This is a genomic window from Comamonas sp. 26 (assembly GCF_002754475.1).
Lineage (GTDB): Bacteria > Pseudomonadota > Gammaproteobacteria > Burkholderiales > Burkholderiaceae_C > Comamonas.
In genome coordinates, this window is the sequence record NZ_PEFL01000003.1 from 371,077 (window position 1) to 391,321 (window position 20,245).

Genomic DNA, 20,245 nt, shown 5'->3' on the forward strand with positions numbered 1-20,245 from the left:
CTCCTGACATGGCGTAAAACTGGCGCGATCGAGAGCTAGTTAAATCTGACGTAATCAAAGTCCACAGGCTGGCGATTGATGCCCATGACGGGCGGTGCAATCCAGCCCGCAAACTTGCCGGGTTCCAGGCATTGCTTCATCAGCGATGACACATAGTTTCGGTCGTCATTGGTGGCCAGCCATTCGTCTTTTTTGACCTGCCATTCTTGCTCGTTCACGGGGCGGCCATCAGGGCTTACGCGCACGCCAGCCAGTGCGCCAATCTGGCGGTTAAAGGCTTTGTGCGGAACCGTCAGGCGGAAGTCGATTCCGGCCTTTTCCATCACCTTGTTCCAGCGGCCAACGCCTGCATTGCTGTCCTTGATGTAGTCGTCGCGCAGCACCTCGTTCAAGGCGTTGAGCATGGGGACTTCTTTCTCCTGCAATTTGCCATCCACCACCTCCAGAACCTTGTAATTCTGGTCGTGCAGCTTGTGGTCGTCTTCGCGTTTTCCTTCTTCATAGCGGCCCTTGAGCCCCGAGCTGTAGAAGGTTGCCGCATTGCTCGACTGGTCCGCGCCAAACAGGTCAATGGTCACGCTGTAGTGAAAGTTCAGATAGCGCTGAATCGTGGGCAGATCAATGACGCCGGCATTGCGCAGCTTGTTTACATCATCGGTCTTGAGTTCATTCATCACCTGGCAGGTGCGAGCCAGCACGCGCGAAACGCCAGACTCGCCCACAAACATGTGATGCGCTTCTTCGGTCAGCATGAATTTGGTGGTACGTGCCAGCGGATCGAACGCGCTTTCAGCCAGCGCCGCGAGCTGGAATTTTCCGTCTCTATCGGTGAAGTAGGTGAACATGAAAAACGCCAGCCAGTCCGGTGTTTTTTCATTGAAGGCACCGAGGATGCGCGGATTGTTTTCGTCACCGCTTTGGCGCTCCAGAAGTGCCTCGGCTTCCTCGCGTCCATCACGGCCAAAATGCTTGTGCAGCAGGTAGACCATGGCCCACAGATGGCGGCCTTCTTCCACGTTGACCTGGAACAGGTTTCGCAGGTCATACAGCGATGGCGCTGTCAGGCCCAGATGGCGTTGCTGCTCCACCGAGGCAGGCTCGGTATCACCCTGTGTGACGATGATGCGGCGCAGGTTGGCACGGTGCTCTCCGGGCACGTCTTGCCAGACTTTTTCACCCTTGTGATCACCGAAATGTACGTTGCGATTTTTATCGGCGGGATTGAGAAAAATGCCCCAGCGATAGTCGCGCATCTTCACGTGACCAAACTGCGCCCAGCCTTGGGGATCAACGCTGACAGCGGTGCGCAGATACACATCGTGATTGGTTGATCCTTCGGGGCCTACATCGTCCCACCATTTGATGAAATTGGGCTGCCAGCTCTCCAGTGCACGCTGCAAGGTTCGGTCGCCGCTGAGGTCCACGTTGTTGGGGATTTTCTGGCTGTAGTCGATGCTGCTCATGGAGGTCTCCTGAATGCTTTGCTTATCAAACGCGATTGAAGTCGAAGCCGGCCTTTTGGCCTGTTCCGTAAAGCTTCAACGCGCCTTTTTCACCCACGGCATTGGGGCGATTGAAGATCCAGTTCTGCCATGCAGAAAGGCGGCCAAAAATGCGTGTGGCCATGTTCTCGTGGCTGGCAAAGCGCAGGTTGGCTTCAAGGCCTGTGAGGGCATCGGGTGACATGGCAGCGCGCTCTTCCATGGCGATGCGGATTTCGTCTTCCCAGTCGATATCGTCCAGCGATGCGGTAACCAGACCGAGCTGCTGCGCCGCATCGCCATTGAGTGCTTTGCCGACGGCAGCCAGCGCCGCTTCAAGCGGTGCCGATTCTTCGTAAAAGCGGCGTTGCAGACGGCTTTGGTCATTGACCAGCGGCAGCAAGCCAAAGTTGAATTCGTCAAGCTGAATGACGGGCTCGCGCTGGGCATCATCGGGCAGCACCAGCATGTAGGCACGGTCGGCGCAGAAGGCCAGCTCGGCCAGCATGCCGGCAAAGCAGGAGCCGGGCTCGATCAGTGCAAACAGCGAGCGCGATGACACATCGAGGCGCGCAAAGGTGCGGCGCAGCAGGCCCAGCGTTTGCTGCACCAGCCAGTGGTCTTTGTGTGCGATCAGGCTCTGGTCTGCGGCCAGCACCGCGGCGGCATCGCCTTCGGTTTTGAGAATCCAGGTGCCCACATCCAGCTCATTGGTGCGCAGGTGCAGGATGGCGTCATCCAGCTCACGGCCCATGGCCAGCGGCCACCATGCGGCACCTGCGTTTTCAATCGCTTTAATGCTGCTGGGCTGCGAGCCCTGCGGGGCTTTGACAGTGATGGTTGCGCTGCGCTTGCTGCGGTCAATCTGCACGCTGACATGGGTGTAGTTCAGAGCGTCAGCAGACTCTTGGCGCTGCAGTTTTGTGAGCTGTATTCCTTTGCCAGATGCCGGGCGTGAGCTTTTTTCGCTCAAAGTAGCTGCACGCTGATTCACGGCTTCGGCAAACTGCGCGGGTTTGGCGATGGCGTCCACCAGTCGCCAGTCAACCGCGCGCTGGCCGCGCACGCCTTCTACGCTGGTGCAGAAGATGTCGGCGAGGTCATGGCGTACATGGCGCTTGTCGGTCACACGGGTCAGCCCACCGGTGCCGGGAAGTACGCCCAGCAGCGGCACTTCGGGCAGCGATACGGAAGATGATCGGTCGTCGATCAGCACGATGTCATCGCAGGCCAGAGCCAGCTCATAACCGCCCCCGGCGCAGGCACCGTTGACGGCGGCGAGGAACTTGAGCCCGTCATGCTTTGAGCTGTCTTCCATGCCGTTGCGCGTTTCGTTGGTGAACTTGCAGAAGTTCACCTTCCATGCGTGGGACGAGACACCCAGCATGAAGATGTTGGCACCTGAGCAGAAGATGCGGTCTTTGCCACTGGTGACGATGACGGTACGCACCTGCGGTTGCTCGAAGCGGATGCGGTTGAGCGCATCGTGCAGCTCTACATCCACGCCCAGGTCATAGCTGTTGAGCTTGAGCTTGTAGCCGGGGCGTATGCCGCCGTCTTCGGCAATGTCCAGCTTGAGCCGGGCCATGTTGCCTTCCACTTCAAACGACCAATGCCGGTACTGGCTGGGCTCGGTGCGGTAATCGACGACGGGTTGCTGCTGCATGCTCGGCTCCTGCTGAGATGAAAGATAGTGCAGTTGTTGAATCGGTTCTGGCACAATTATGCAGATTTAATCCAAAAATGCACGCAGGTTTAGGCACTATGTTGCATGTTTTGCGATTTCTAAGGGAAATCCTTAGCGCCATATATCTCGCCTTCGTCGAGCAGGATTTCAAGTGTTTTGGACCTCTGGCGCATGTCAATAAAGCGCTAACAGCTATCAATAAATGAGTAAATCGACGCTTGGCGGAAAAATGATTGAACCCAGTACATGCGCTGGGCCATGCGCTGCTTGCACAATGGCTTCACCATGCTGACCTATGCAGATATCCAAGCCGCCGCGCAGCGCCTGAACGGCGCAGTCCTTCAAACCCCTTTCGTGGAATCGCGCACGCTCTCGCAGATTACGGGTGCGCAGGTCTATCTCAAGTTCGAGAACCTGCAGTTCACTGCATCCTTCAAAGAGCGCGGTGCGCTCAACAAGCTGCTGATGCTGACCGATGCCGAGCGCGCCCATGGCGTGGTCGCGATGAGCGCCGGCAATCACGCGCAGGGCGTGGCCTATCACGCGCAGCGACTGGGCTTGCGTGCCGTCATCGTCATGCCACGCTTTACGCCGGGCGTGAAGGTTGAGCGCACACGTGGTTTTGGCGCCGAGGTGGTGCTGCATGGCGACACCTTGGCCGAGGCCCGCGCCCATGCCTACGAGCTGGCGCAGGCGCAACAACTGACCTTTGTCCACCCCTATGACGATGAAGCCATTGCCGCAGGCCAAGGCACGCTGGCACTGGAGATATTGCAGGCCCAGCCTGACCTGGACACTCTGGTGGTGGCCATTGGCGGTGGCGGCCTGATTGCCGGCATTGCCACGGCGGCCAAGGCGATCAAGCCCGGGATTGAAATTGTGGGCGTGCAGACGCAGCGCTTCCCCTCCATGTTCAACGTGGTGCGCCATAGCGATCTGCCCATGGGCACATCGACGATTGCCGAAGGCATTGCCGTGACCCAGCCCGGCGTTATCACCCAGGAGGTGGTGCAGCGCTGTGTCGATGATTTGCTGCTGGTGGATGAGGGCGATATCGAGCAGGCCGTGCTCATGCTGCTGGAGATTGAAAAAACCCTGGTTGAAGGCGCAGGTGCTGCGGGCCTTGCGGCTTTGCTACGTCATCCCGATCGCTTCAAAGGCAAAAAAATTGGCCTGGTGCTGTCGGGCGGCAATATCGACCCGCTGCTGCTGGCCGCCATCATCGAACGTGGCATGGTGCGCTCTGGCCGTCTGGCGCGCATCCGCGTTAGCGCCCGTGACATTCCCGGCGTGCTGGCGCAGATCACGGCTACCGTGGCCGGTGCGGGTGCCAATATCGAAGAAGTCCACCACCAGCGCGCCTTCACCATGCTGGCCGCGCAGAACGTGGAAATTGAATTCGTTCTCCAGACCCGCAACCAGCCCCATGTGGAGCAGGTGCTGCAGGCGCTGAGGGCCGCAGGCATGGAGGCGGCCCTGACGTGAATCTGGTCGCTGTCACTCAGGTTTGAAGGGGTACGGCTTTCTTGAGCAGTGGCGTCAGCAGATCCATGGGCAAGGGGAACACCACCGTGGTGTTCCTGTCCGCGCCGATCACGGTCAGCGTCTCCAGATAACGCAGCAAGATGGCCTGAGGCTCCTGCGCCAGCACTTTCGCGGCCTGGAACAGTTTTTCCGATGCCTGCAACTCGCCCTCGGCATGAATCACCTTGGCACGGCGTTCGCGCTCGGCTTCGGCCTGACGGGCAATCGCCCGGATCATGGATTCGGTCAGATCGACTTGCTTGATCTCCACATTGGAGACCTTGATGCCCCAGGTGTCGGTTTGCGCGTCCAGCGCCTGCTGAATGTCCAGGTTCAGCGATTCGCGCTCCGCCAGCATCTCGTCTAGCAGGTGTTTGCCCAGGACGGAGCGCAGCATGGTCTGCGCCAGCTGGCTGGTGGCTTCCAGATAGTTGACCACCTGGATGACTGCTTTTTCGGCATTCACCACACGCAGATAAATCACGGCATTGACCTTGACCGAGACGTTGTCGCGCGAGATCACATCTTGCGCCGGAACCTCTAGCACCACGGTGCGCAGATCTACCCGCACCACTTGCTGAATGCCGGGAATCATGAAGATTAGCCCCGGCCCCTTGACCTTCCAGAAGCGCCCCAGCGTAAAGACCACACCACGCTCGTACTCACGAAAAATCCGGATGGAGACGGACAGCAGGCCGATGACTAGCAGCAAGACGATAGGCCAGAACAAAAAAGAGGCAGTCAGCATATTGACCATCCTTTCGGAGATGGACTTCGCTGCCGCGCGCAGGCCTTGCACACTGTCTGTGACCGGCATCGAATCATCCACGGGTTCAGCATATTCCTATGCACCAGCGGTGCGCATTTGTCTGCGCATGGCCGACATCAAAGCAGTGCTGTTCACCCTTGCTGACTCCTGCGCAATGAGAACGAAGCTGCTCGCATCAGCGTCGACGAGCTTGTGCGGCTATGGCTTTCCCTGAGCACGGCAGCAAGGGCTGTGCCTAGAATGGACGCAGAGATTGCTTGTTTCAACGCCAGCTTCAGGAGGAGCATTGATCACATGTCAGATGATTCCGCAGTGAACCACGAACCACTGGATGCGGCAGAAGCCGTGGTGCCCTATATCCCTGTCATCATTCCCGCCGCTGGCGCCGTGATGATGTTTCTGCTGGCCTTCATCGCCGTGAACATGGCCTAGCCATTCCAACCTTCCTGTACAGAACCCCGCATGGCGGGGTTTTTTTATGGCAGCGCAGGTCATGGATGGATACATGTTTGCATATATTGATGCTCAGAATGCATAAATATTGCCGGTGATTTGCTGACAAATCGATGGCCTCTCCCTAAAATCGATCTCCCGCTGCCATATAAAACAAGGCAGTTTTGACTATTTCAGACGGATTTCAGCTGCTGACAAGCGCTAGGAAAGTCGGTAAGACGCCTTCAAAAGCCTTTTTTCAAAGAAACAGTCGCCACAGTCCACAGGACTGCTTCTTTGAAAAACTGGTTTTTTAATTGAAGGACTTCCCCATGAACGCCGCTGTGCAAAGCCTGAACATTCAGGCTCCTGAATACGTCAAGAACCCCAAGCTCATCGCCTGGGTGGCCGAGATGGCTGCGCTGTGCAAGCCCGCCCAGATCCACTGGTGCGATGGCTCGCAAGCCGAATACGACGCCCTGTGCCAGCAACTGGTGGACGCCGGTACCTTCAAGCCCCTGGCCAAGCGCCCCGGCTCTTTCCTGGCCTGGACCGATCCTTCGGACGTGGCCCGCGTGGAAGACCGCACCTATATCTGTTCCGCCAAGAAGGAAGACGCCGGTCCCACCAACAATTGGATGGAACCCGCGGACATGCGTGCCACGCTGAACCCGTTGTTCGACGGCTGCATGGCTGGCCGCACCATGTATGTGGTGCCTTTCTCCATGGGCCCTCTGGGCTCGCCCATCGCTCACGTGGGTATCGAGCTGTCTGACAGCCCTTATGTGGCCGTCAACATGAAGATCATGACCCGCATGGGCAAGGCCGTGTATGACGTGATAGGCACCGACGGCGAGTTCGTGCCCTGCGTGCACACCATTGGCGCACCTCTGGCCGCAGGCGAGAAGGACGAAACCACCTGGCCTTGCAGCAAGACCAAGTACATCGTTCACTACCCCGAAACCCGCGAAATCTGGTCCTACGGCTCCGGCTACGGCGGCAACGCGCTGCTGGGCAAGAAATGCTTTGCGCTGCGCATCGCTTCCACCATGGGCCGCGACCAAGGCTGGCTGGCCGAGCACATGCTCATCCTGGGCGTGACGAATCCTGAAGGCAAGAAGTACCACGTGGCTGCCGCTTTCCCCTCGGCTTGCGGCAAGACCAACTTCTCCATGCTGGTGCCGCCCAAAGCCTTCGACGGCTGGAAGGTCACGACCATCGGAGACGACATCGCCTGGATCAAGCCCCAGGCCGACGGTTCGCTGCGCGCCATCAATCCCGAAGCCGGTTACTTCGGCGTGGCTCCCGGCACCAACATGCTGACGAACCCGAACTGCATGTTGAGCCTGGACAAGAACGTGATCTTCACCAACGTGGCGCTGACCGATGACGGCGACGTGTGGTGGGAAGGCCTGGAAAAAGACCAAGGCAAGCTGCCCGATCACCTGATCGACTGGCAAGGCAAGGACTGGACGCCCCAGATCGCCAAGGAAACCGGTGCCAAGGCTGCTCACCCCAATGCCCGTTTCACCGTGGCTGCCACCAACAACCCCGCGCTGGACGAGGCCTGGGACGACCAGAAGGGCGTGAAGATCGATGCCATCATCTTCGGCGGCCGCCGCTCGACCACCGTGCCTTTGGTGACTGAAGCCCGCAACTGGACCGAAGGCGTGTACATGGCAGCCACCATGGGGTCTGAGACCACGGCCGCCGCCTTTGGCGCGCAAGGCGTGGTGCGCCGCGACCCCTTCGCCATGCTGCCGTTTGCTGGCTACAACATGAGCGACTATTTCCAGCACTGGCTGGACATGGGTGCCAAGATTGAAGGCCAGGGTGCGACTCTGCCCAAGATCTTCACCACCAACTGGTTCCGCAAGAACGCTGACGGCAAGTTCGTCTGGCCCGGCTACGGCGAAAACATGCGCGTGCTGAAGTGGATGATTGACCGCCTGGAAGGCCAGGCCGAAGGTCAGCCAACCGCTTTCGGTATTGCGCCACAGTACGCCGAAATCAACTGGACCGGCCTGGACTTTGACGCAGCCCAGTTCGACAGCGTGACCAACATCGACAAGGCTGCCTGGGCTGAAGAAATGAAGCTGCACGGCGAGCATTTCGACAAGCTGGCCTACAACCTGCCCAAGGCCATGCTGGATACCAAGGCCAAGCTGGAAGAGCGTCTGTCCGCTTAAGCCGTCAACGGTTTGAAACAAAGCCATGCAAGCCATTGGCCGCAGGGCTTTGTTGTCTGGAGTGCATTATTTTGATAGCTGTCTACGGTTATTAGATAAGGGCCTGAGCCTGATTTCATGCAAATCCCGGCGAGGTATGAAAAAAGCCGCTGCCTTGTGGGCAGCGGCTTTTTGCGAGAAGACTTCGAGCGCTTAGCGGCTCTGGCGATCCATGGCGCGGGCCAGATCAGCCATCAGGCGGGCGTCTTGTAGAGCGGCGTTCCAGACGCGTTCATCGGTAGCTGCCTGTTGGCGGCTGTTGATCCAGGCGCGATAGGCTGAGCGTACGGCGCGGATGGCACGACGGGCGGGTGTGGAGAACAGGGCGACGCTGGCGAAGGCCATTGTCCATACAACCATCCAGGCGGTCAGCATGGGAATATTGCCTTGCAGTTCGGTGGTTTCAAGCCAGTGGGCGAGCAGTACAGCTAAAACAGCGGAGCCAGCAATCAGATAGCTCAGCAGAGGCTGGCGTGGATATTCCACACGGCGGCGTGCAGGTGCTGCGGCAGCGGCCAGGCGCTCTTCCTCAGTTTGATAAATACGCACCACACCAGGGTGCTCGACACAGTAGGAGTTGTAGATGAAATTGCTCATGGCAGTTAACCCTTTGACCCACGCTTTTGGCGACATGCCCGGGGAATAGGTGTAACTATAGGGATTACCCTATATATGTTCAAATTTATATTTTGAATCTGTAGCATTCACAGCAATGATGAATTGAGCAGACCATGCCCTTGAACTTTCGATCGCTAGACCTCAACCTGCTGCGCGTCTTTGATGAAGTCATGTCCGAGCGCAGCCTGACGCGCGCTGCACACAAGCTCAGCATTACTCAGCCGGCCGTCAGCAACGCCATGCGCCGCCTGCGTGAGGTGCTGGGCGATGAGCTGCTGGTGCGTCAGGGGCAGGGCGTTGAGCCCACGCCGCGCGCTCAGGCCTTGTGGCCGGTGATCCGCGAGGCGCTGCAGCACCTTGAAGGGGCGCTGGCCCCCGATGAGTTCAACCCCGAGACAGCGAACACCACGTTTGTCATCGCCATGGCCGATGCCACGGCCGCCACGCTGATTCCGCCGCTGTATCCGATACTTGAGCAGGAAGCGCCTGGCATAGGCATACGGCTTTTGCCGCTGATAACGCGCGACCCCAGGCCTTTGCTGGACGCTGGCGAGGCCGACATGGCCGTAGGCTACTTTCCCGCCGTGCTGGCCGATCTGACGGCCCGCGCTCAGGCGGGTGGGCTGGTTGCGTTTGACAGCCGCCGCCTCTATGAAGGCGAGTACCTGTGTGTGATGCGCAAGGGCCACCCGCTTGAGCATGTACCGCTCACGCTCGATAACTACTGCGCCGCGCGCCACATGCTGGTCAGCTTCTCGGGCCGCTCTTTTGGCTTTATTGATGAAGCACTGGCCTCGCTGGGACTTACGCGTGAAGTGGTGCTTACCGTCAACCAGTTTTTCACGGCGGCGCGTGTGGTGGCCAATTCAGACTTGCTGACCATACTCCCGCGCCACTTTGTTCCAGTCACAGGCATGGGCGACGAGCTGGTGCTGCGCGATCTGCCGTTTGATGTGACGGCTGTGCATGTTGATGCCCTGTGGCGCCGCCGAGGCCCGCACCCGCAGGCCTATGACTGGCTGCTGAAAACGCTGTCGCGCGCGGCCGAAATCACTTTTGCCAACGGCTCTGCGCAGGTGACCCAGCACGGTTGATTCGGATTTGTTGAGAGTTGCAGCGCGATCTTCGATCAGACCTCAACAGACTACTAAACTAGTCACATGAAGATCCAGCTACTGTCCGACTTGCACCTTGAAGTCCACCCCCAATTTGTGGCCGAACCGGCGGCGGGCGCCGATGTGCTGGTGCTGGCCGGCGATATTGGCTCCTACCAGAGCAGTTCCCAGCTGGATGGTGAGAATTTTGGACTGGAGCGCTTTTCGCCTCTGCCGCAGTACGCGGGCTGGCCCACGCCCGTGCTGTTTGTGCCTGGCAATCACGAATACGACATGCAGGACTTTGACGAAGCGCGTCTGCGCCTGCAGCGCAGCTGTGAAAAGCTGGGTCTGATTTGGCTGGACCGTGAAACCGTGGTGATGGATGGTGTGCGCTTCATCGGCACCACGCTGTGGAGCGACTTTGATGCCATGGCCATGAACGAAGGCGTGACCGACACCACCCGCCTGCACAGGCTGCGCGAGAAGGCGTTTCGCGCAGCCAATTTTTACCTACGCAAGACCGGCGGAACCCGCCAGGGGGACCCCTTTCTGGCCGCGCCCATGCGCGATGAAAGCCTGTTGTGCCAGGACTGGTTGCGCGCCGCGCTGCAGCAGCCTTTTGACGGCCCCACTGTGGCCGTGACGCACTTTGCGCCCAGCCTGCGCAGCGCCGACCCGCGCTACGGGCTGGTGCCCGGAACGGCCGGTTTTTGCAACGTGATGGATGACTATCTGCCCTATGCCCAGCTGTGGCTGCATGGTCACCTGCATTGCGCCAGTGACTATGTGGCAAAGGGCCTGCGTGATGACGGCAGTGAGTGGCAGTGCCGGGTGGTCGCAAACCCGCTGGGTTATGCCCGCAAGGGCGAGCAGGATGACTTTCTGCCAGCATCGACAATTGACTTGAGCCAAGTCAAGATGAGGTCAACCGCAAGCCTTTAGTCTTGAGGTATCAACAAGGAGAAATTGGTATGAAGATCTTGCTCGCTGTGGACGGAAGTGCGTATACCCAGAAAATGCTGACCTATTTGACCTCGCATCAGGAGATGCTGGGTGCAGGCCAAGAGTACACCATCATCACCGTGCAACCGTTGCTGCCTCCGCGTGCCCGCGCTGCGCTGGGTAAGGAGGTGGTGGACGAGTATTACGACGAAGAATCCACCAAGATTTTGCAGCCCGTGCAGGAGTTCCTGAAGGGGCGTGGCGTCGAGGCGCAAAGCATCTCCAAGGTGGGCCCCATTGCCGACACCATCATCCATGCAGCGCAGGACGGCAAGTTCGACCTCATCGTCATGGGCACGCATGGCCACGGTGCGCTGGGCCGTCTGGTCATGGGCTCGGTCAGCTCGCAAGTGCTGGCTGGCTGCACCATCCCTGTACTGCTGATTCGCTAAAAATCATAGCGGCTAGCGCCTGATTTACATGTATTTCAGGCAGAAATCAGCTTTGTATCAAGGATAGTTGAGCGCTCACAGCTACAAAAACCAAAGCACCTCCGTTTGAAATAAATTCTTCCAAGGCCGCGCTGTAAAGCATGGCCTTTTTTCTTGCGCGATTCAGAGTGGCTTCACGCCACTTGAAGCAACTGCTGCGCCTTGTGTAGCAGCGCCTGACTGACACGCGCCAGCACAAGTGACTCCAGATTCCAGCAATGCCAGTACAGCGCAATGGCCAGTGCGTGGCCGGGAGCGACATTGACCAGATCACCGGCCTGCAGCGCGGGCTGTACCAACAGCTCTGGCAGCACGCCTATGCCCCAGCCCGCACGCACGGCGCGCACTTGCGCCTCGCAGCTGGGCAGCAAGATTTGATGCTGCAGCGACAGGTTGCGCAGGCCCAGGCAGCGCGTCACAAACTCGGCCTGCATATCGTCTTTGCGGTTAAAGGACAGATAGGGCTGCTGATTGAAATTCTTGCGCGTCAGCCCCTGCGGCAGCTTGTCACTGGCAAAGTCAGCCGATGCCACGGCCACATAACGCATGGCCCCCAGCGGCTGTACCGTGCAGCCGCGCAGAGCCTGACTGAGTGTGGTCACGCAACCCATCACCTGGCCTGATCGCAACAGCTCTTGTGTGAAGTCCTGATCGTCCACCACCACCTCCAACGGCAGGCCGCTGCGCACCAGTTCATCCAGCGCCGTCATGGCCCAGGTGGCAATGCTGTCGGCATTGATGGCGATGGAGACAATTTCGCCGGCCAGACTCTGCCCGGACTGCGGTGCCAGCTCTTGCAGCTCATGCGCCAGATCGGCGCGCAGCAGGCGAAGCTGCTTGGCGTGTTTGAGCAGCAACCGCCCCGCGCTGGTGGGTTTGACGGGGCGTGTGCGCTCTACCAGCACCGAGCCCACTTGCGACTCCAGCGCACGCAGGCGCTGGGACACAGCGGACTGGGTAATGTGCAGCTTTTGCGCGGCACGCTCAAAGCCACCTTCTTCGACGATGGCGGCCAAGCATTCCAGCGCAGCGGGGTCCCAGGAGGTCATGCAGTAAATCCATTAGCCAAACTGATAAAACTGCTGAAAATTTAATGGTGCTTTTGATTGCCCGCAAGAGTGCAGACACTGGTCGCATGAACATCATCGTCCTTGGCGCCGGCATCATCGGCATCAGCACCGCCTGGCATCTGCGTGAGCGCGGTCATCACGTCACCGTGGTCGACCGCCAAAGCGGCCCGGCGCTGGAGACCAGCTATGCCAATGGGGGCCAGATCTCGGTCAGCTACTGCGAGCCATGGGCCAATCGTCAGGCGCCATGGAAGGCATTGAAATGGATGTTCGACAAACAAGCGCCGCTGCTGTTCAGGCCTCAGCTTGACCCAGCGCAATGGCGCTGGTGTCTGCAATTTCTCGCCCAGTGCAATGACAAGGCATTTGCGCGCAATGTGCAGCAGATCGTGGCGCTGGGGGTGTACAGCCATGTGGCGCTCAAAGACATGGTCAAAAAAACCGGTATCAGCTTTGAACGACTGGAGCGCGGTATTGCCCATTTCTACAGCAGCCAGCAGGCCTTCGATGAGGCCGCTGAAGGTGTGGATCTGATGCGCCAATACGGCGTGCAACGCCGACTGGTCAGCCGCGATGAACTGCTCAAAATCGAGCCTGCCTTCACCCCGTATGCCGCGCAGATTGCGGGCGGCACGTTTACCGAAACCGATGAGTCTGGCGATGCCCGCGTCTTTACCGAAAAGCTGGCTGAGCTTTGCGTCAGATCCGGTGTGGAGTTTCTTTACGACCAGCAGATTCTGCGCCTGCAGGCTGCGTGCAAAGGCCAGCCCGCCCGCGTGAAGATTCGCGCTAACAAAGCGAACGAAGCCGGTGCAGAGCGCACGCTGAGCGCGGATGCTGTGGTGGTCGCCTGCGGCTCTTACACACCGCTGCTGCTCAAGCCGCTGGGCGTGAATATGCCCATCTACCCCGGCAAGGGCTATAGCGCCACGCTGGCGCTGCTGCAGCCCGAAAAAGCGCCTGTTGTCTCAACCATAGACGACAGCCGCAAGGTCGCCATCAGCCGACTGGGCAATCAGCTGCGCGTGGCAGGCACCATAGAGTTGGGCGGCTTTGACATGCGTCTGGACACGCCCACGGCGCGTGCGCGCTGCGAGATGCTGGTCAAGCGGGTCGAAGAGCTGATGCCCGGTGTCTGTGACACACGTCTGCCCGAAGAAGGGGGCGACCCGCAGTTCTGGTGCGGCCTGCGTCCCGCCACGCCCACCAACATCCCCTGCATTGGCGCTACGCAGGCGGCAGGCATCTGGGTGAATGCTGGCCATGGCACGCTGGGCTGGACGCATGGCGCAGGCTCTGGCAAAGCCATGGCCGCCTTGATGAGTGGAGAGCAGCCTGCGTTGGATTTTGGCTTCTGGGGTGCAAAGCCCACGGACGCTGGGCAGGAGGCGATGGTTCTGCATGTCTGACTGACACTTTTGCCCAGATTGACGCTATCGCGGAGCGGGGCTCTTACATACAATCGTGCCAGCTAACAGCCCATGTCATGACTGTGCACGACACCACCTCAGCCACCCCATCCTCGCGCTCTTTGGCGCACTCCCTGCCTATGGCCTTGCTCAAGGCCAGAGAGGCCGTCATCGTGCGCTTTCGGCCAGCCCTGCGCGCACGCGGGCTGACCGAGCAGCAATGGCGGGTGTTGCGCGTTCTACACGCGACTGATGAGCGCCTGCGCCCCATGCAGCTGTCGCAGCTGACCTTCATCAGCATGCCTAGCCTGTCGCGCCTGCTTAAAACGCTGGAAGGCCGTGAGCTCATCAAGCGCGGTCGCCATGTGGCGGATTTGCGTGGTTCGGAATTTGTGCTGACGCCTGAAGGTCAGGCGCTGGTGGTCGGAACCCTTCCGGAGTTTGAAGCGATTAACGCTGAGATTGAGGCGCTGCTTGGCGTTCAGAGCAGGGCTCAGTTGCTTGGCGTGCTGGAGCATGTGGTGCAAAGCCTTGGCCTGCCCGGCGAAGACGAGCTGGGGACGGACTGACTCAGCCCCTGCCGCCCGCACGGCACAATGCAGGCATGAGTTCTGCGATTGCCGTCATCGACTTTGAAACCACGGGCATGACGCCCACACAGGGTGCGCGTGCGACCGAAGTCGCCATCGTGCTGCTGGAGCAGGGCCGCGTGGTCGATCGCTTCCAGAGCCTGATGCAGACCGGGGCATGGGTGTCGCCCTTCATCACGGATCTGACAGGCATTACCAACGAGATGCTGCGCACTGCGCCGCCTGCCGCCGAGGTCATGCGCGACGCAGCCCGTTTTGTGGGCAGCGCGCCCATGGTGGCGCACAACGCAGCGTTTGACAGCAAGTTCTGGCAGGCCGAGCTGGAGCTGGCGGGCGAGCCCGCACCCCAGCCCTTCGCCTGCACAGTGCTGTTGTCGCGCCGCATCTACCAGCAGGCGCCCAGCCATAGTCTTGGCAACCTGGCGCGCTATCTGCAGCTGCCAAGCACAGGTCGCGCTCACCGAGCCCTGGCCGATGCTGAAATGGCCGCAGCCTTGCTGGCGCGCATGCAGCAGGATTTATGCGCCCGCCACGCCTTGCCCTGGCCTGAACATGCGCTGCTGATGCAGCTACAGCGCTGCACCAAGGCCAAAGTCAACGGCTGGCTGCTGGAGCAGGCAGGGCAGAGCCTGCTGGTACCCCAAGCAGGTGTTTTACAGGTTTCTGCCCTCTAGCCTCTGTCAATAAAGCGCAAGCAGCTATTAAATTTGATGAGATCGACCTGCAAACCCTTATGGTTTGTGACCGGTGGGGTTCAAGTTGATAATTGGTAACGCCCTGCAGCTGCCCCTGGCGCTGCTGAAATTGAACTGTGGCGCGCCTTTGTGGTCGCCGTTTTGTGCTGCTAATTTCGTGAACTCTGCCTTGCCTACCTCCGTCTTGCGTTCGGCCTTGCCCTTCTCGCAGCGCGAATTTCGTGATGCGCTGGGGCAATTCGCCACTGGCGTGACCATCATCACGGCGCGTAGTGCAGAGGGTCATGCGGTGGGAACCACCGTCAGCTCTTTCAATGCCGTGTCGCTGGCGCCGGCGCTGGTGCTCTGGAGCCTGGGTCAGCATGCCAATTCGCTGCCCGTGTTCCGCCACAGCACGCATTACGCGATTCATGTACTGTCTTCCGCGCAAAAGCCGTTGGCCGAGCTGTTTGCACGCAAGGGTGTAGACCGCTTTCTCCATACCGCCCACCATGACTCCGAGCATGGCGTGCCGCTGCTGGAAGGCTGCACCGCCGTCTTTGAATGCCGCAATCTGCGCCAGCATGAAGAGGGCGATCACCTGCTCTTTATCGGCGAGGTGGACCGCTGCGAGCACCATGCGGACCGCACCCCGCTGCTCTATCACGCGGGTCATATGCACAGCCACGGCATCCAGAAGTAAGCCTGTGCCTGACTAGGTGCGCTACCTAGTCGGCTTGAACGATACCGATCTCTCCCGCTCGCTCTAGATTGCTTCGCATGCCTGCAGACCGCAGGACAACCTGCAACGCTTTGGAGAGACGTCATGATCGATTGCGAAGACAGCATCAGCCATACACAGGCCCGCGTGAATGTTGCCAGCCAGACGGGTATTGAGTTCAAGCGCATCTCCCCCGCCATTGGCGTGGAAGTGTCTGGCTTAGATCTGCGCCAGCCGCTCAACGATGAGCAGGCGCAGGAGCTGCGCCAGGCGCTGGTGGAGCACAAGGTACTTGTCTTTCGCGATCAGAACATCACGCCAGCCCAGCATGTGGCGTTTGCCCGGCGTTTTGGTGATCTGGAGCATCACCCCGTGCTGCCGCAGCACCCAGAACATCCTGAGCTGGCGCTGCTGGGTGGCAACAGCAAGATTCCGGGGACTGAGAACGTCTATCACACCGATGTGTCATGGCGCGAGATGCCTTCTACGGCATCGGTGCTGCGCTGCGTGGAATGCCCCGAGGTGGGCGGCGATACGGTGTGGGTCAATATGGAAGCGGCTTACGAAAAGCTGCCCGAAGCGCGCAAGCAGCAAATTGCCAAGCTGTTTGCCGTGCATGACATCCTGCCCTCATTCGGCGCGCGCATGACGCCTGCAGAGCAGGCGCAGGCGCGCGGCAAATACCAGCCCGTGGTGCACCCGGTGGTGCGCACCCATCCTGAAAGCGGCAAGAAAATTTTGTATGTGAACGAAACCTTCGTCACCCACTTTGCCAACTTCACATCGGACTTCAGCGGCTTTCGCTCGGCCAACGAAATTCACGCCCAGCAGCATGACCTGATGGAGTATTTGCTGCGCCAGCCCGCCATGCTGGAGTACCAGATGCGCCTGCGCTGGCAGCCCAACACCATCGCCATGTGGGACAACCGTTCCACCCAGCATTACGCGGTTCAGGACTACTTTCCGGCCGTGCGCCGCATGCACCGGGCGACCGTCATTGGTGACAAACCGTTTTAACAAGGGCTTAAGCCACATGCTGCATTCTTGTCTTGTAGAGTTCAACGCAGAGCGCAACGGCGTTGAGCATTCAATCAAGCGAGACAGAACATGCAGCAACAAGACTTTGATTACGACTTTCTGGTGATTGGCGGCGGCTCGGGTGGAGTGCGCGCCAGCCGCATGGCGGCAGGGCTGGGGGCCCGCGTGGCGGTGGTCGAAGCGGCCCAGCTGGGCGGCACTTGCGTCAACGTGGGCTGCATTCCTAAAAAGCTGCTCAGCCACGCCGCGCACTTCAGTCAACTGGTGGATGAAGCCAAGGGCTTTGGCTGGCAGCTAGCCCAGCCCCAGTTCGACTGGCCCACGCTGATTGCCAATAAAGACCGCGAAATTGAGCGTCTGAACGGCATTTACGACCGCATGCTGACGGGCGCGGGCATCACCATTGTGCGCGGCCATGCGGTGCTCTCAGGCCCTCACAGCGTGCTGGTCAACGGCCAGACCATCAGCGCTCATCACATTCTGATCGCCACCGGCGGCACGCCGCGCCTGCCTGCGATACCGGGTGTGGAGCATGCCATCAGCTCTAACGAGGCATTTCACCTTCAGCAGATGCCGCAGCGCGTGGTGGTGGTGGGCGGCGGCTATATCGCTGTTGAGTTTGCTTCCATCTTCAACGGGCTGGGCGCGCAGACCACTTTGCTGCACCGCCACCGTCAACTGCTGCGCGGCTTTGATGCCGATCTGGGCCTGCATCTGGCGCAAGAGATGGCACTGCAAGGCGTGAACTTCCGCTGGGATGAAGAAATTCAGTCCATCGACAAACAGCAAGACGGCCTGCATCTGCAGCTGAAGAGCGGCGAGCATCTGGTGGTGGACTGCGTGATGTACGCCACGGGCCGTGTGCCTTATACGGAAGGTCTGGGCCTTGAAGCGGCAGGTGTGCACCGCAACCACAAGGGTGCGGTGGAGGTGGATTCGCACTTCACCACCAATGTGCCGTCCATTCACGCCGTGGGCGATGTGGTTGACCGCATGGCGCTGACACCGGTGGCGCTGGCGGAGGGCTCGGTGGTGGCCCATCACCTGTTTGGCCAGGGCGGCAAGAGCGCGCCTGATTACGAGCTGGTGCCTACGGCGGTGTTCTCGCATCCACAAATTGGTACTGTGGGCCTGTCGGAAGAAGTGGCCCGCGAGCGCTTTGGTGCGGTGCAGATTTTCCAGTCCAGCTTCAGGCCGCTGACCAACCGCATGGGGGCCGAGCCAGAGCATGTCTTTCTCAAACTCATCGTCTCCAAGGCCGACCAGCGCGTGCGCGGCGTGCACATGGTGGGTGAGGGCGCGGGCGAGCTGATGCAGGGCTTTGCCGTGGCGCTGCAATGCGGCGCGACCAAGCAGCAGTTTGACGCGACGATTGGCATTCACCCCACGGTGGCCGAAGAGCTGGTGACCATGAGAGAGCCGGTACGGGAATAAAAAACGGGCCTTTTCAGGCCCATTCCTTTATCCATCAAGCGCAATGCGCTATGAATTAATGAGTTAATTAGCGAGTGCCTGCCGCGACCCCTCCCGCGCGGCGAGAGAGGGGATGTGGCATGGCCGCTCAGGGGGTGACCCTGGTCTCCGGCAGCTCGATCTTTACTTCAAGCACTTCCAGATTTTCCTGGCGTTCCAGCTGCACCTTGATGTCATTGGGATTTATATCCACATACTTTGAAATCACGGCCATCAACTCTTTTTGCAGAGCGGGCAGGTAGTCAGGACGGCTGCTTTCACCACCGCCCACGCGTTCACGCGCCAGAATGATCTGCAGGCGCTCCTTGGCGACCGACGCGGACTTTTTCTTTTCTCCGAGCAGAAACGACAACATGGACATGAGGCTTACCTCCCACCAAACATACGCTTGAAGAAACCAGGCTTGACCGCTTCCGTAAAGCGCATGGGCTTTTCTTCACCCAGAAAGCGGGAAACCACGTCCTGATAGGCCTCGGCCACATCCGTGCCCTGCATGTGCACGGCGGGAATGCCCTGGTTCGAGGCTTGCAGCACGGTTTCAGATTCAGGAATCACGCCAATCAGCTCGATGCGCAGAATGTCCTGAATGTCTTCCAGCGACAGCATCTGGCCATCTTCCACCCGGTTAGGGTTGTAGCGGGTGATCAGCAGGTGCTCCTTGATGCTCTCGCCCTTGGTGGCGCGCTCCGTCTTGGAGCTGAGCATGCCCAGAATGCGGTCAGAGTCACGCACGGAAGAGACTTCGGGGTTGGTCACCACCAGCGCTTCATCGGCGTAGTGCATGGCCATCAGCGCGCCGCTTTCAATGCCGGCGGGCGAGTCGCAGATGATGAAGTCGAAGTCCATGGCGGACAGATCGTCCAGCACCTTCTTCACGCCTTCTTGCGTCAGCGCTTCCTTGTCGCGTGTCTGCGATGCAGCCAGCACGAACAGGTTGTCGCACTGCTTGTCCTTGATCAGGGCCTGATGCAGATTGGCTTCGCCCTGAATGACATTGATCAGGTCATAGACCACGCGGCGCTCGCAGCCCATGATCAGATCTAGGTTGCGCAGACCCACGTCAAAGTCAATCACTGCGGTCTTGTGGCCGCGCAATGCGAGGCCGGATGCGAAGCTGGCGCTGGTAGTGGTCTTACCGACACCGCCTTTGCCAGAAGTCACGACGACGATTTTGGCCATGTTTGCACGATTCCTTAAAGACAAATAGAGCAGGTTGATTGGGCGACCGGTGTGTCTCTCACACCGGCTCGATAATGATTTTTTCCCCCTCCAGACGCACCTTGGCAGGCTTGCCGGCAACTTCTTTGGGGAGATCGGTTTCAATTGTGCGATAGATACCTGCAATAGACAGCAGTTGTGCCTCCATGCAAGTGCTAAAAATCCTGGCATTGGTGTTGCCGCTGGCTCCCGCCACGGCGCGACCGCGCAGCGGTGCGTAAACGTGGACGTTGCCGTCGGCAATCACCTCAGCACCATAGCTGACGATGTCCAGAACCACAATGTCAGTTCCCTTGGCATAGACGCGCTGACCTGAGCGCAGTGGCTTGTCCACAATCACGGCATCGGCCAGTGGTGCGGGTACTTCGACCTCATGCACCACTTCCACCTCGCGGATGATTTCGTGAATTTCTGGCTCGGCCCTGCGTGCGGGCATGACGTCAGGGGCGGCGGTCAGTCCCAGAGCATTGGCGGCGGCCATCTGCGCTTCATTGCCGCCGCGCACGGCCACGGGTATGGTACGGTGGGCGCGCAGGGCGTCGATCAAGGCCGGAAAGTCGATTTCTTCCTCAGCGTCGTTGACCTGGCTGAGGTCGATGAGCACGGGGTCGTTGTCGAAAAAGTCGGGGTCATCGCTCAGGCGCTGCTTCAGGTCCTGAACCAGCGCCTGCATGTCGGTGCCGCGCAGCACCACGGACAGCACTGGTAGTTGAGCACTTTTGAGGTCAAAGCTGGGGCGCACGGCGCCGGTCGATTCAACAGACATGTATGAGATCAGCGCAC

Annotated in this window: 20 protein-coding genes; 12 read left to right on the top strand and 8 right to left on the bottom strand. The window is 59.5% G+C overall.

Annotation, left to right across the window (positions count from 1 at the left end; all coding sequences use genetic code 11):
- Positions 1-35: 35 nt before the first annotated feature.
- Together boxB and boxC are read right to left on the bottom strand one after the other, a co-directional pair.
- Positions 36-1,463, bottom strand: a complete 1,428-nt coding sequence (boxB, locus tag CLU84_RS19850) for a benzoyl-CoA 2,3-epoxidase subunit BoxB (protein WP_099739662.1) — start codon at positions 1,461-1,463, stop codon at positions 36-38.
- Positions 1,464-1,488: 25 nt separating this feature from the next.
- Positions 1,489-3,147 carry a 2,3-epoxybenzoyl-CoA dihydrolase gene (gene boxC / locus CLU84_RS19855; RefSeq protein ID WP_099739664.1) on the bottom strand — a complete coding sequence of 553 codons (1,659 nt, stop codon included), beginning with the start codon at positions 3,145-3,147 and terminating at the stop codon, positions 1,489-1,491.
- Between the two features lie 306 nt (positions 3,148-3,453).
- Here boxC and CLU84_RS19860 point away from each other — a divergent pair, with 306 nt between their 5' ends.
- Positions 3,454-4,653: a threonine ammonia-lyase gene (locus CLU84_RS19860; protein WP_099740067.1), complete on the top strand. Its 1,200-nt coding sequence runs from the start codon at positions 3,454-3,456 to the stop codon at positions 4,651-4,653.
- A gap of 16 nt (positions 4,654-4,669) precedes the next feature.
- On the opposite strand, the gene CLU84_RS19865 is transcribed toward CLU84_RS19860, so the two are convergent.
- The gene (locus CLU84_RS19865) at positions 4,670-5,440 is read right to left on the bottom strand and encodes a slipin family protein (protein WP_099740068.1); all 771 of its coding nucleotides are present in this window, start codon (positions 5,438-5,440) and stop codon (positions 4,670-4,672) included.
- Positions 5,441-5,755: 315 nt separating this feature from the next.
- On the opposite strand from CLU84_RS19865, the gene CLU84_RS22265 reads away from it, so the two are divergent.
- A complete protein-coding gene (locus CLU84_RS22265) occupies positions 5,756-5,893 on the top strand; it encodes a hypothetical protein (protein ID WP_199173806.1) in 138 nt (45 codons plus the stop codon).
- A gap of 332 nt (positions 5,894-6,225) precedes the next feature.
- Positions 6,226-8,082, top strand: a complete 1,857-nt coding sequence (locus CLU84_RS19870; RefSeq protein ID WP_099739666.1) for a phosphoenolpyruvate carboxykinase (GTP) — start codon at positions 6,226-6,228, stop codon at positions 8,080-8,082.
- 192 nt (positions 8,083-8,274) lie between these two features.
- Here CLU84_RS19870 and CLU84_RS19875 read toward each other — a convergent pair whose 3' ends face one another.
- Entirely contained in the window at positions 8,275-8,718 is a 444-nt protein-coding gene (locus tag CLU84_RS19875) for a hypothetical protein (protein ID WP_099739667.1), read from the bottom strand.
- A 134-nt stretch (positions 8,719-8,852) separates the two neighbouring features.
- Here CLU84_RS19875 and CLU84_RS19880 point away from each other — a divergent pair, with 134 nt between their 5' ends.
- The 3 genes from CLU84_RS19880 (at position 8,853) to CLU84_RS19890 (ending at position 11,230) form a co-directional block, all read left to right on the top strand.
- Entirely contained in the window at positions 8,853-9,833 is a 981-nt protein-coding gene (locus CLU84_RS19880) for a LysR family transcriptional regulator (RefSeq protein ID WP_099739669.1), read from the top strand.
- A gap of 66 nt (positions 9,834-9,899) precedes the next feature.
- Positions 9,900-10,778, top strand: a complete 879-nt coding sequence (locus CLU84_RS19885; protein WP_099739671.1) for a metallophosphoesterase — start codon at positions 9,900-9,902, stop codon at positions 10,776-10,778.
- 29 nt (positions 10,779-10,807) lie between these two features.
- Positions 10,808-11,230, top strand: a complete 423-nt coding sequence (locus CLU84_RS19890; RefSeq protein ID WP_099739672.1) for a universal stress protein — start codon at positions 10,808-10,810, stop codon at positions 11,228-11,230.
- 173 nt (positions 11,231-11,403) lie between these two features.
- On the opposite strand, the gene CLU84_RS19895 is transcribed toward CLU84_RS19890, so the two are convergent.
- Positions 11,404-12,318, bottom strand: a complete 915-nt coding sequence (locus CLU84_RS19895) for a LysR family transcriptional regulator ArgP (protein WP_099739674.1) — start codon at positions 12,316-12,318, stop codon at positions 11,404-11,406.
- A 44-nt stretch (positions 12,319-12,362) separates the two neighbouring features.
- Between CLU84_RS19895 and CLU84_RS19900 the strand changes: the two genes are divergently transcribed.
- The 6 genes from CLU84_RS19900 (at position 12,363) to gorA (ending at position 18,205) form a co-directional block, all read left to right on the top strand.
- Positions 12,363-13,748 carry a D-amino acid dehydrogenase gene (locus CLU84_RS19900; RefSeq protein WP_099739676.1) on the top strand — a complete coding sequence of 462 codons (1,386 nt, stop codon included), beginning with the start codon at positions 12,363-12,365 and terminating at the stop codon, positions 13,746-13,748.
- A 77-nt stretch (positions 13,749-13,825) separates the two neighbouring features.
- Positions 13,826-14,317, top strand: coding sequence for a MarR family transcriptional regulator (locus tag CLU84_RS19905; protein WP_099739678.1), 492 nt, complete (start codon positions 13,826-13,828; stop codon positions 14,315-14,317).
- 35 nt (positions 14,318-14,352) lie between these two features.
- Positions 14,353-15,012, top strand: a complete 660-nt coding sequence (locus tag CLU84_RS19910) for a PolC-type DNA polymerase III (RefSeq protein ID WP_099739680.1) — start codon at positions 14,353-14,355, stop codon at positions 15,010-15,012.
- Positions 15,013-15,190: 178 nt separating this feature from the next.
- The gene (locus CLU84_RS19915; protein WP_099740069.1) at positions 15,191-15,715 is read left to right on the top strand and encodes a flavin reductase family protein; all 525 of its coding nucleotides are present in this window, start codon (positions 15,191-15,193) and stop codon (positions 15,713-15,715) included.
- Positions 15,716-15,838: 123 nt separating this feature from the next.
- Complete coding sequence (locus tag CLU84_RS19920; RefSeq protein ID WP_099739682.1) at positions 15,839-16,750, top strand: TauD/TfdA family dioxygenase; 912 nt, start codon at positions 15,839-15,841, stop codon at positions 16,748-16,750.
- Between the two features lie 90 nt (positions 16,751-16,840).
- The gene (gorA, locus tag CLU84_RS19925) at positions 16,841-18,205 is read left to right on the top strand and encodes a glutathione-disulfide reductase (RefSeq protein WP_099739684.1); all 1,365 of its coding nucleotides are present in this window, start codon (positions 16,841-16,843) and stop codon (positions 18,203-18,205) included.
- Between the two features lie 127 nt (positions 18,206-18,332).
- Here the strand turns inward: gorA and minE are convergent, their stop codons facing one another.
- From minE to minC, 3 genes are read right to left on the bottom strand one after another with little or no spacing between them, the layout of a single operon-like run.
- Entirely contained in the window at positions 18,333-18,605 is a 273-nt protein-coding gene (gene minE / locus CLU84_RS19930) for a cell division topological specificity factor MinE (protein WP_099739686.1), read from the bottom strand.
- Positions 18,606-18,610: 5 nt separating this feature from the next.
- Positions 18,611-19,423, bottom strand: coding sequence for a septum site-determining protein MinD (minD, locus tag CLU84_RS19935; RefSeq protein WP_099739687.1), 813 nt, complete (start codon positions 19,421-19,423; stop codon positions 18,611-18,613).
- A 58-nt stretch (positions 19,424-19,481) separates the two neighbouring features.
- Complete coding sequence (gene minC / locus CLU84_RS19940) at positions 19,482-20,228, bottom strand: septum site-determining protein MinC (RefSeq protein ID WP_099739689.1); 747 nt, start codon at positions 20,226-20,228, stop codon at positions 19,482-19,484.
- Positions 20,229-20,245 lie beyond the last annotated feature (17 nt).

Bases quoted from the DNA above. Each gene is read 5' to 3' on its own strand.
- CLU84_RS19890 (WP_099739672.1), top strand. From the start codon at position 10,808: ATGAAGATCTTGCTCGCTGTGGACGGAAGTGCGTATACCCAGAAAATG.
- minC (WP_099739689.1), bottom strand. From the start codon at position 20,228: ATGTCTGTTGAATCGACCGGCGCCGTGCGCCCCAGCTTTGACCTCAAA.
- CLU84_RS19865 (WP_099740068.1), bottom strand. From the start codon at position 5,440: ATGCTGACTGCCTCTTTTTTGTTCTGGCCTATCGTCTTGCTGCTAGTC.
- CLU84_RS19860 (WP_099740067.1), top strand. From the start codon at position 3,454: ATGCTGACCTATGCAGATATCCAAGCCGCCGCGCAGCGCCTGAACGGC.
- CLU84_RS19900 (WP_099739676.1), top strand. From the start codon at position 12,363: ATGGTGCTTTTGATTGCCCGCAAGAGTGCAGACACTGGTCGCATGAAC.
- minE (WP_099739686.1), bottom strand. From the start codon at position 18,605: ATGTCCATGTTGTCGTTTCTGCTCGGAGAAAAGAAAAAGTCCGCGTCG.
- CLU84_RS19875 (WP_099739667.1), bottom strand. From the start codon at position 8,718: ATGAGCAATTTCATCTACAACTCCTACTGTGTCGAGCACCCTGGTGTG.
- boxB (WP_099739662.1), bottom strand. From the start codon at position 1,463: ATGAGCAGCATCGACTACAGCCAGAAAATCCCCAACAACGTGGACCTC.
- CLU84_RS19880 (WP_099739669.1), top strand. From the start codon at position 8,853: ATGCCCTTGAACTTTCGATCGCTAGACCTCAACCTGCTGCGCGTCTTT.
- CLU84_RS22265 (WP_199173806.1), top strand. From the start codon at position 5,756: ATGTCAGATGATTCCGCAGTGAACCACGAACCACTGGATGCGGCAGAA.
- CLU84_RS19910 (WP_099739680.1), top strand. From the start codon at position 14,353: ATGAGTTCTGCGATTGCCGTCATCGACTTTGAAACCACGGGCATGACG.
- CLU84_RS19920 (WP_099739682.1), top strand. From the start codon at position 15,839: ATGATCGATTGCGAAGACAGCATCAGCCATACACAGGCCCGCGTGAAT.
- gorA (WP_099739684.1), top strand. From the start codon at position 16,841: ATGCAGCAACAAGACTTTGATTACGACTTTCTGGTGATTGGCGGCGGC.
- CLU84_RS19895 (WP_099739674.1), bottom strand. From the start codon at position 12,318: ATGACCTCCTGGGACCCCGCTGCGCTGGAATGCTTGGCCGCCATCGTC.
- minD (WP_099739687.1), bottom strand. From the start codon at position 19,423: ATGGCCAAAATCGTCGTCGTGACTTCTGGCAAAGGCGGTGTCGGTAAG.
- boxC (WP_099739664.1), bottom strand. From the start codon at position 3,147: ATGCAGCAGCAACCCGTCGTCGATTACCGCACCGAGCCCAGCCAGTAC.
- CLU84_RS19870 (WP_099739666.1), top strand. From the start codon at position 6,226: ATGAACGCCGCTGTGCAAAGCCTGAACATTCAGGCTCCTGAATACGTC.
- CLU84_RS19885 (WP_099739671.1), top strand. From the start codon at position 9,900: ATGAAGATCCAGCTACTGTCCGACTTGCACCTTGAAGTCCACCCCCAA.
- CLU84_RS19905 (WP_099739678.1), top strand. From the start codon at position 13,826: ATGACTGTGCACGACACCACCTCAGCCACCCCATCCTCGCGCTCTTTG.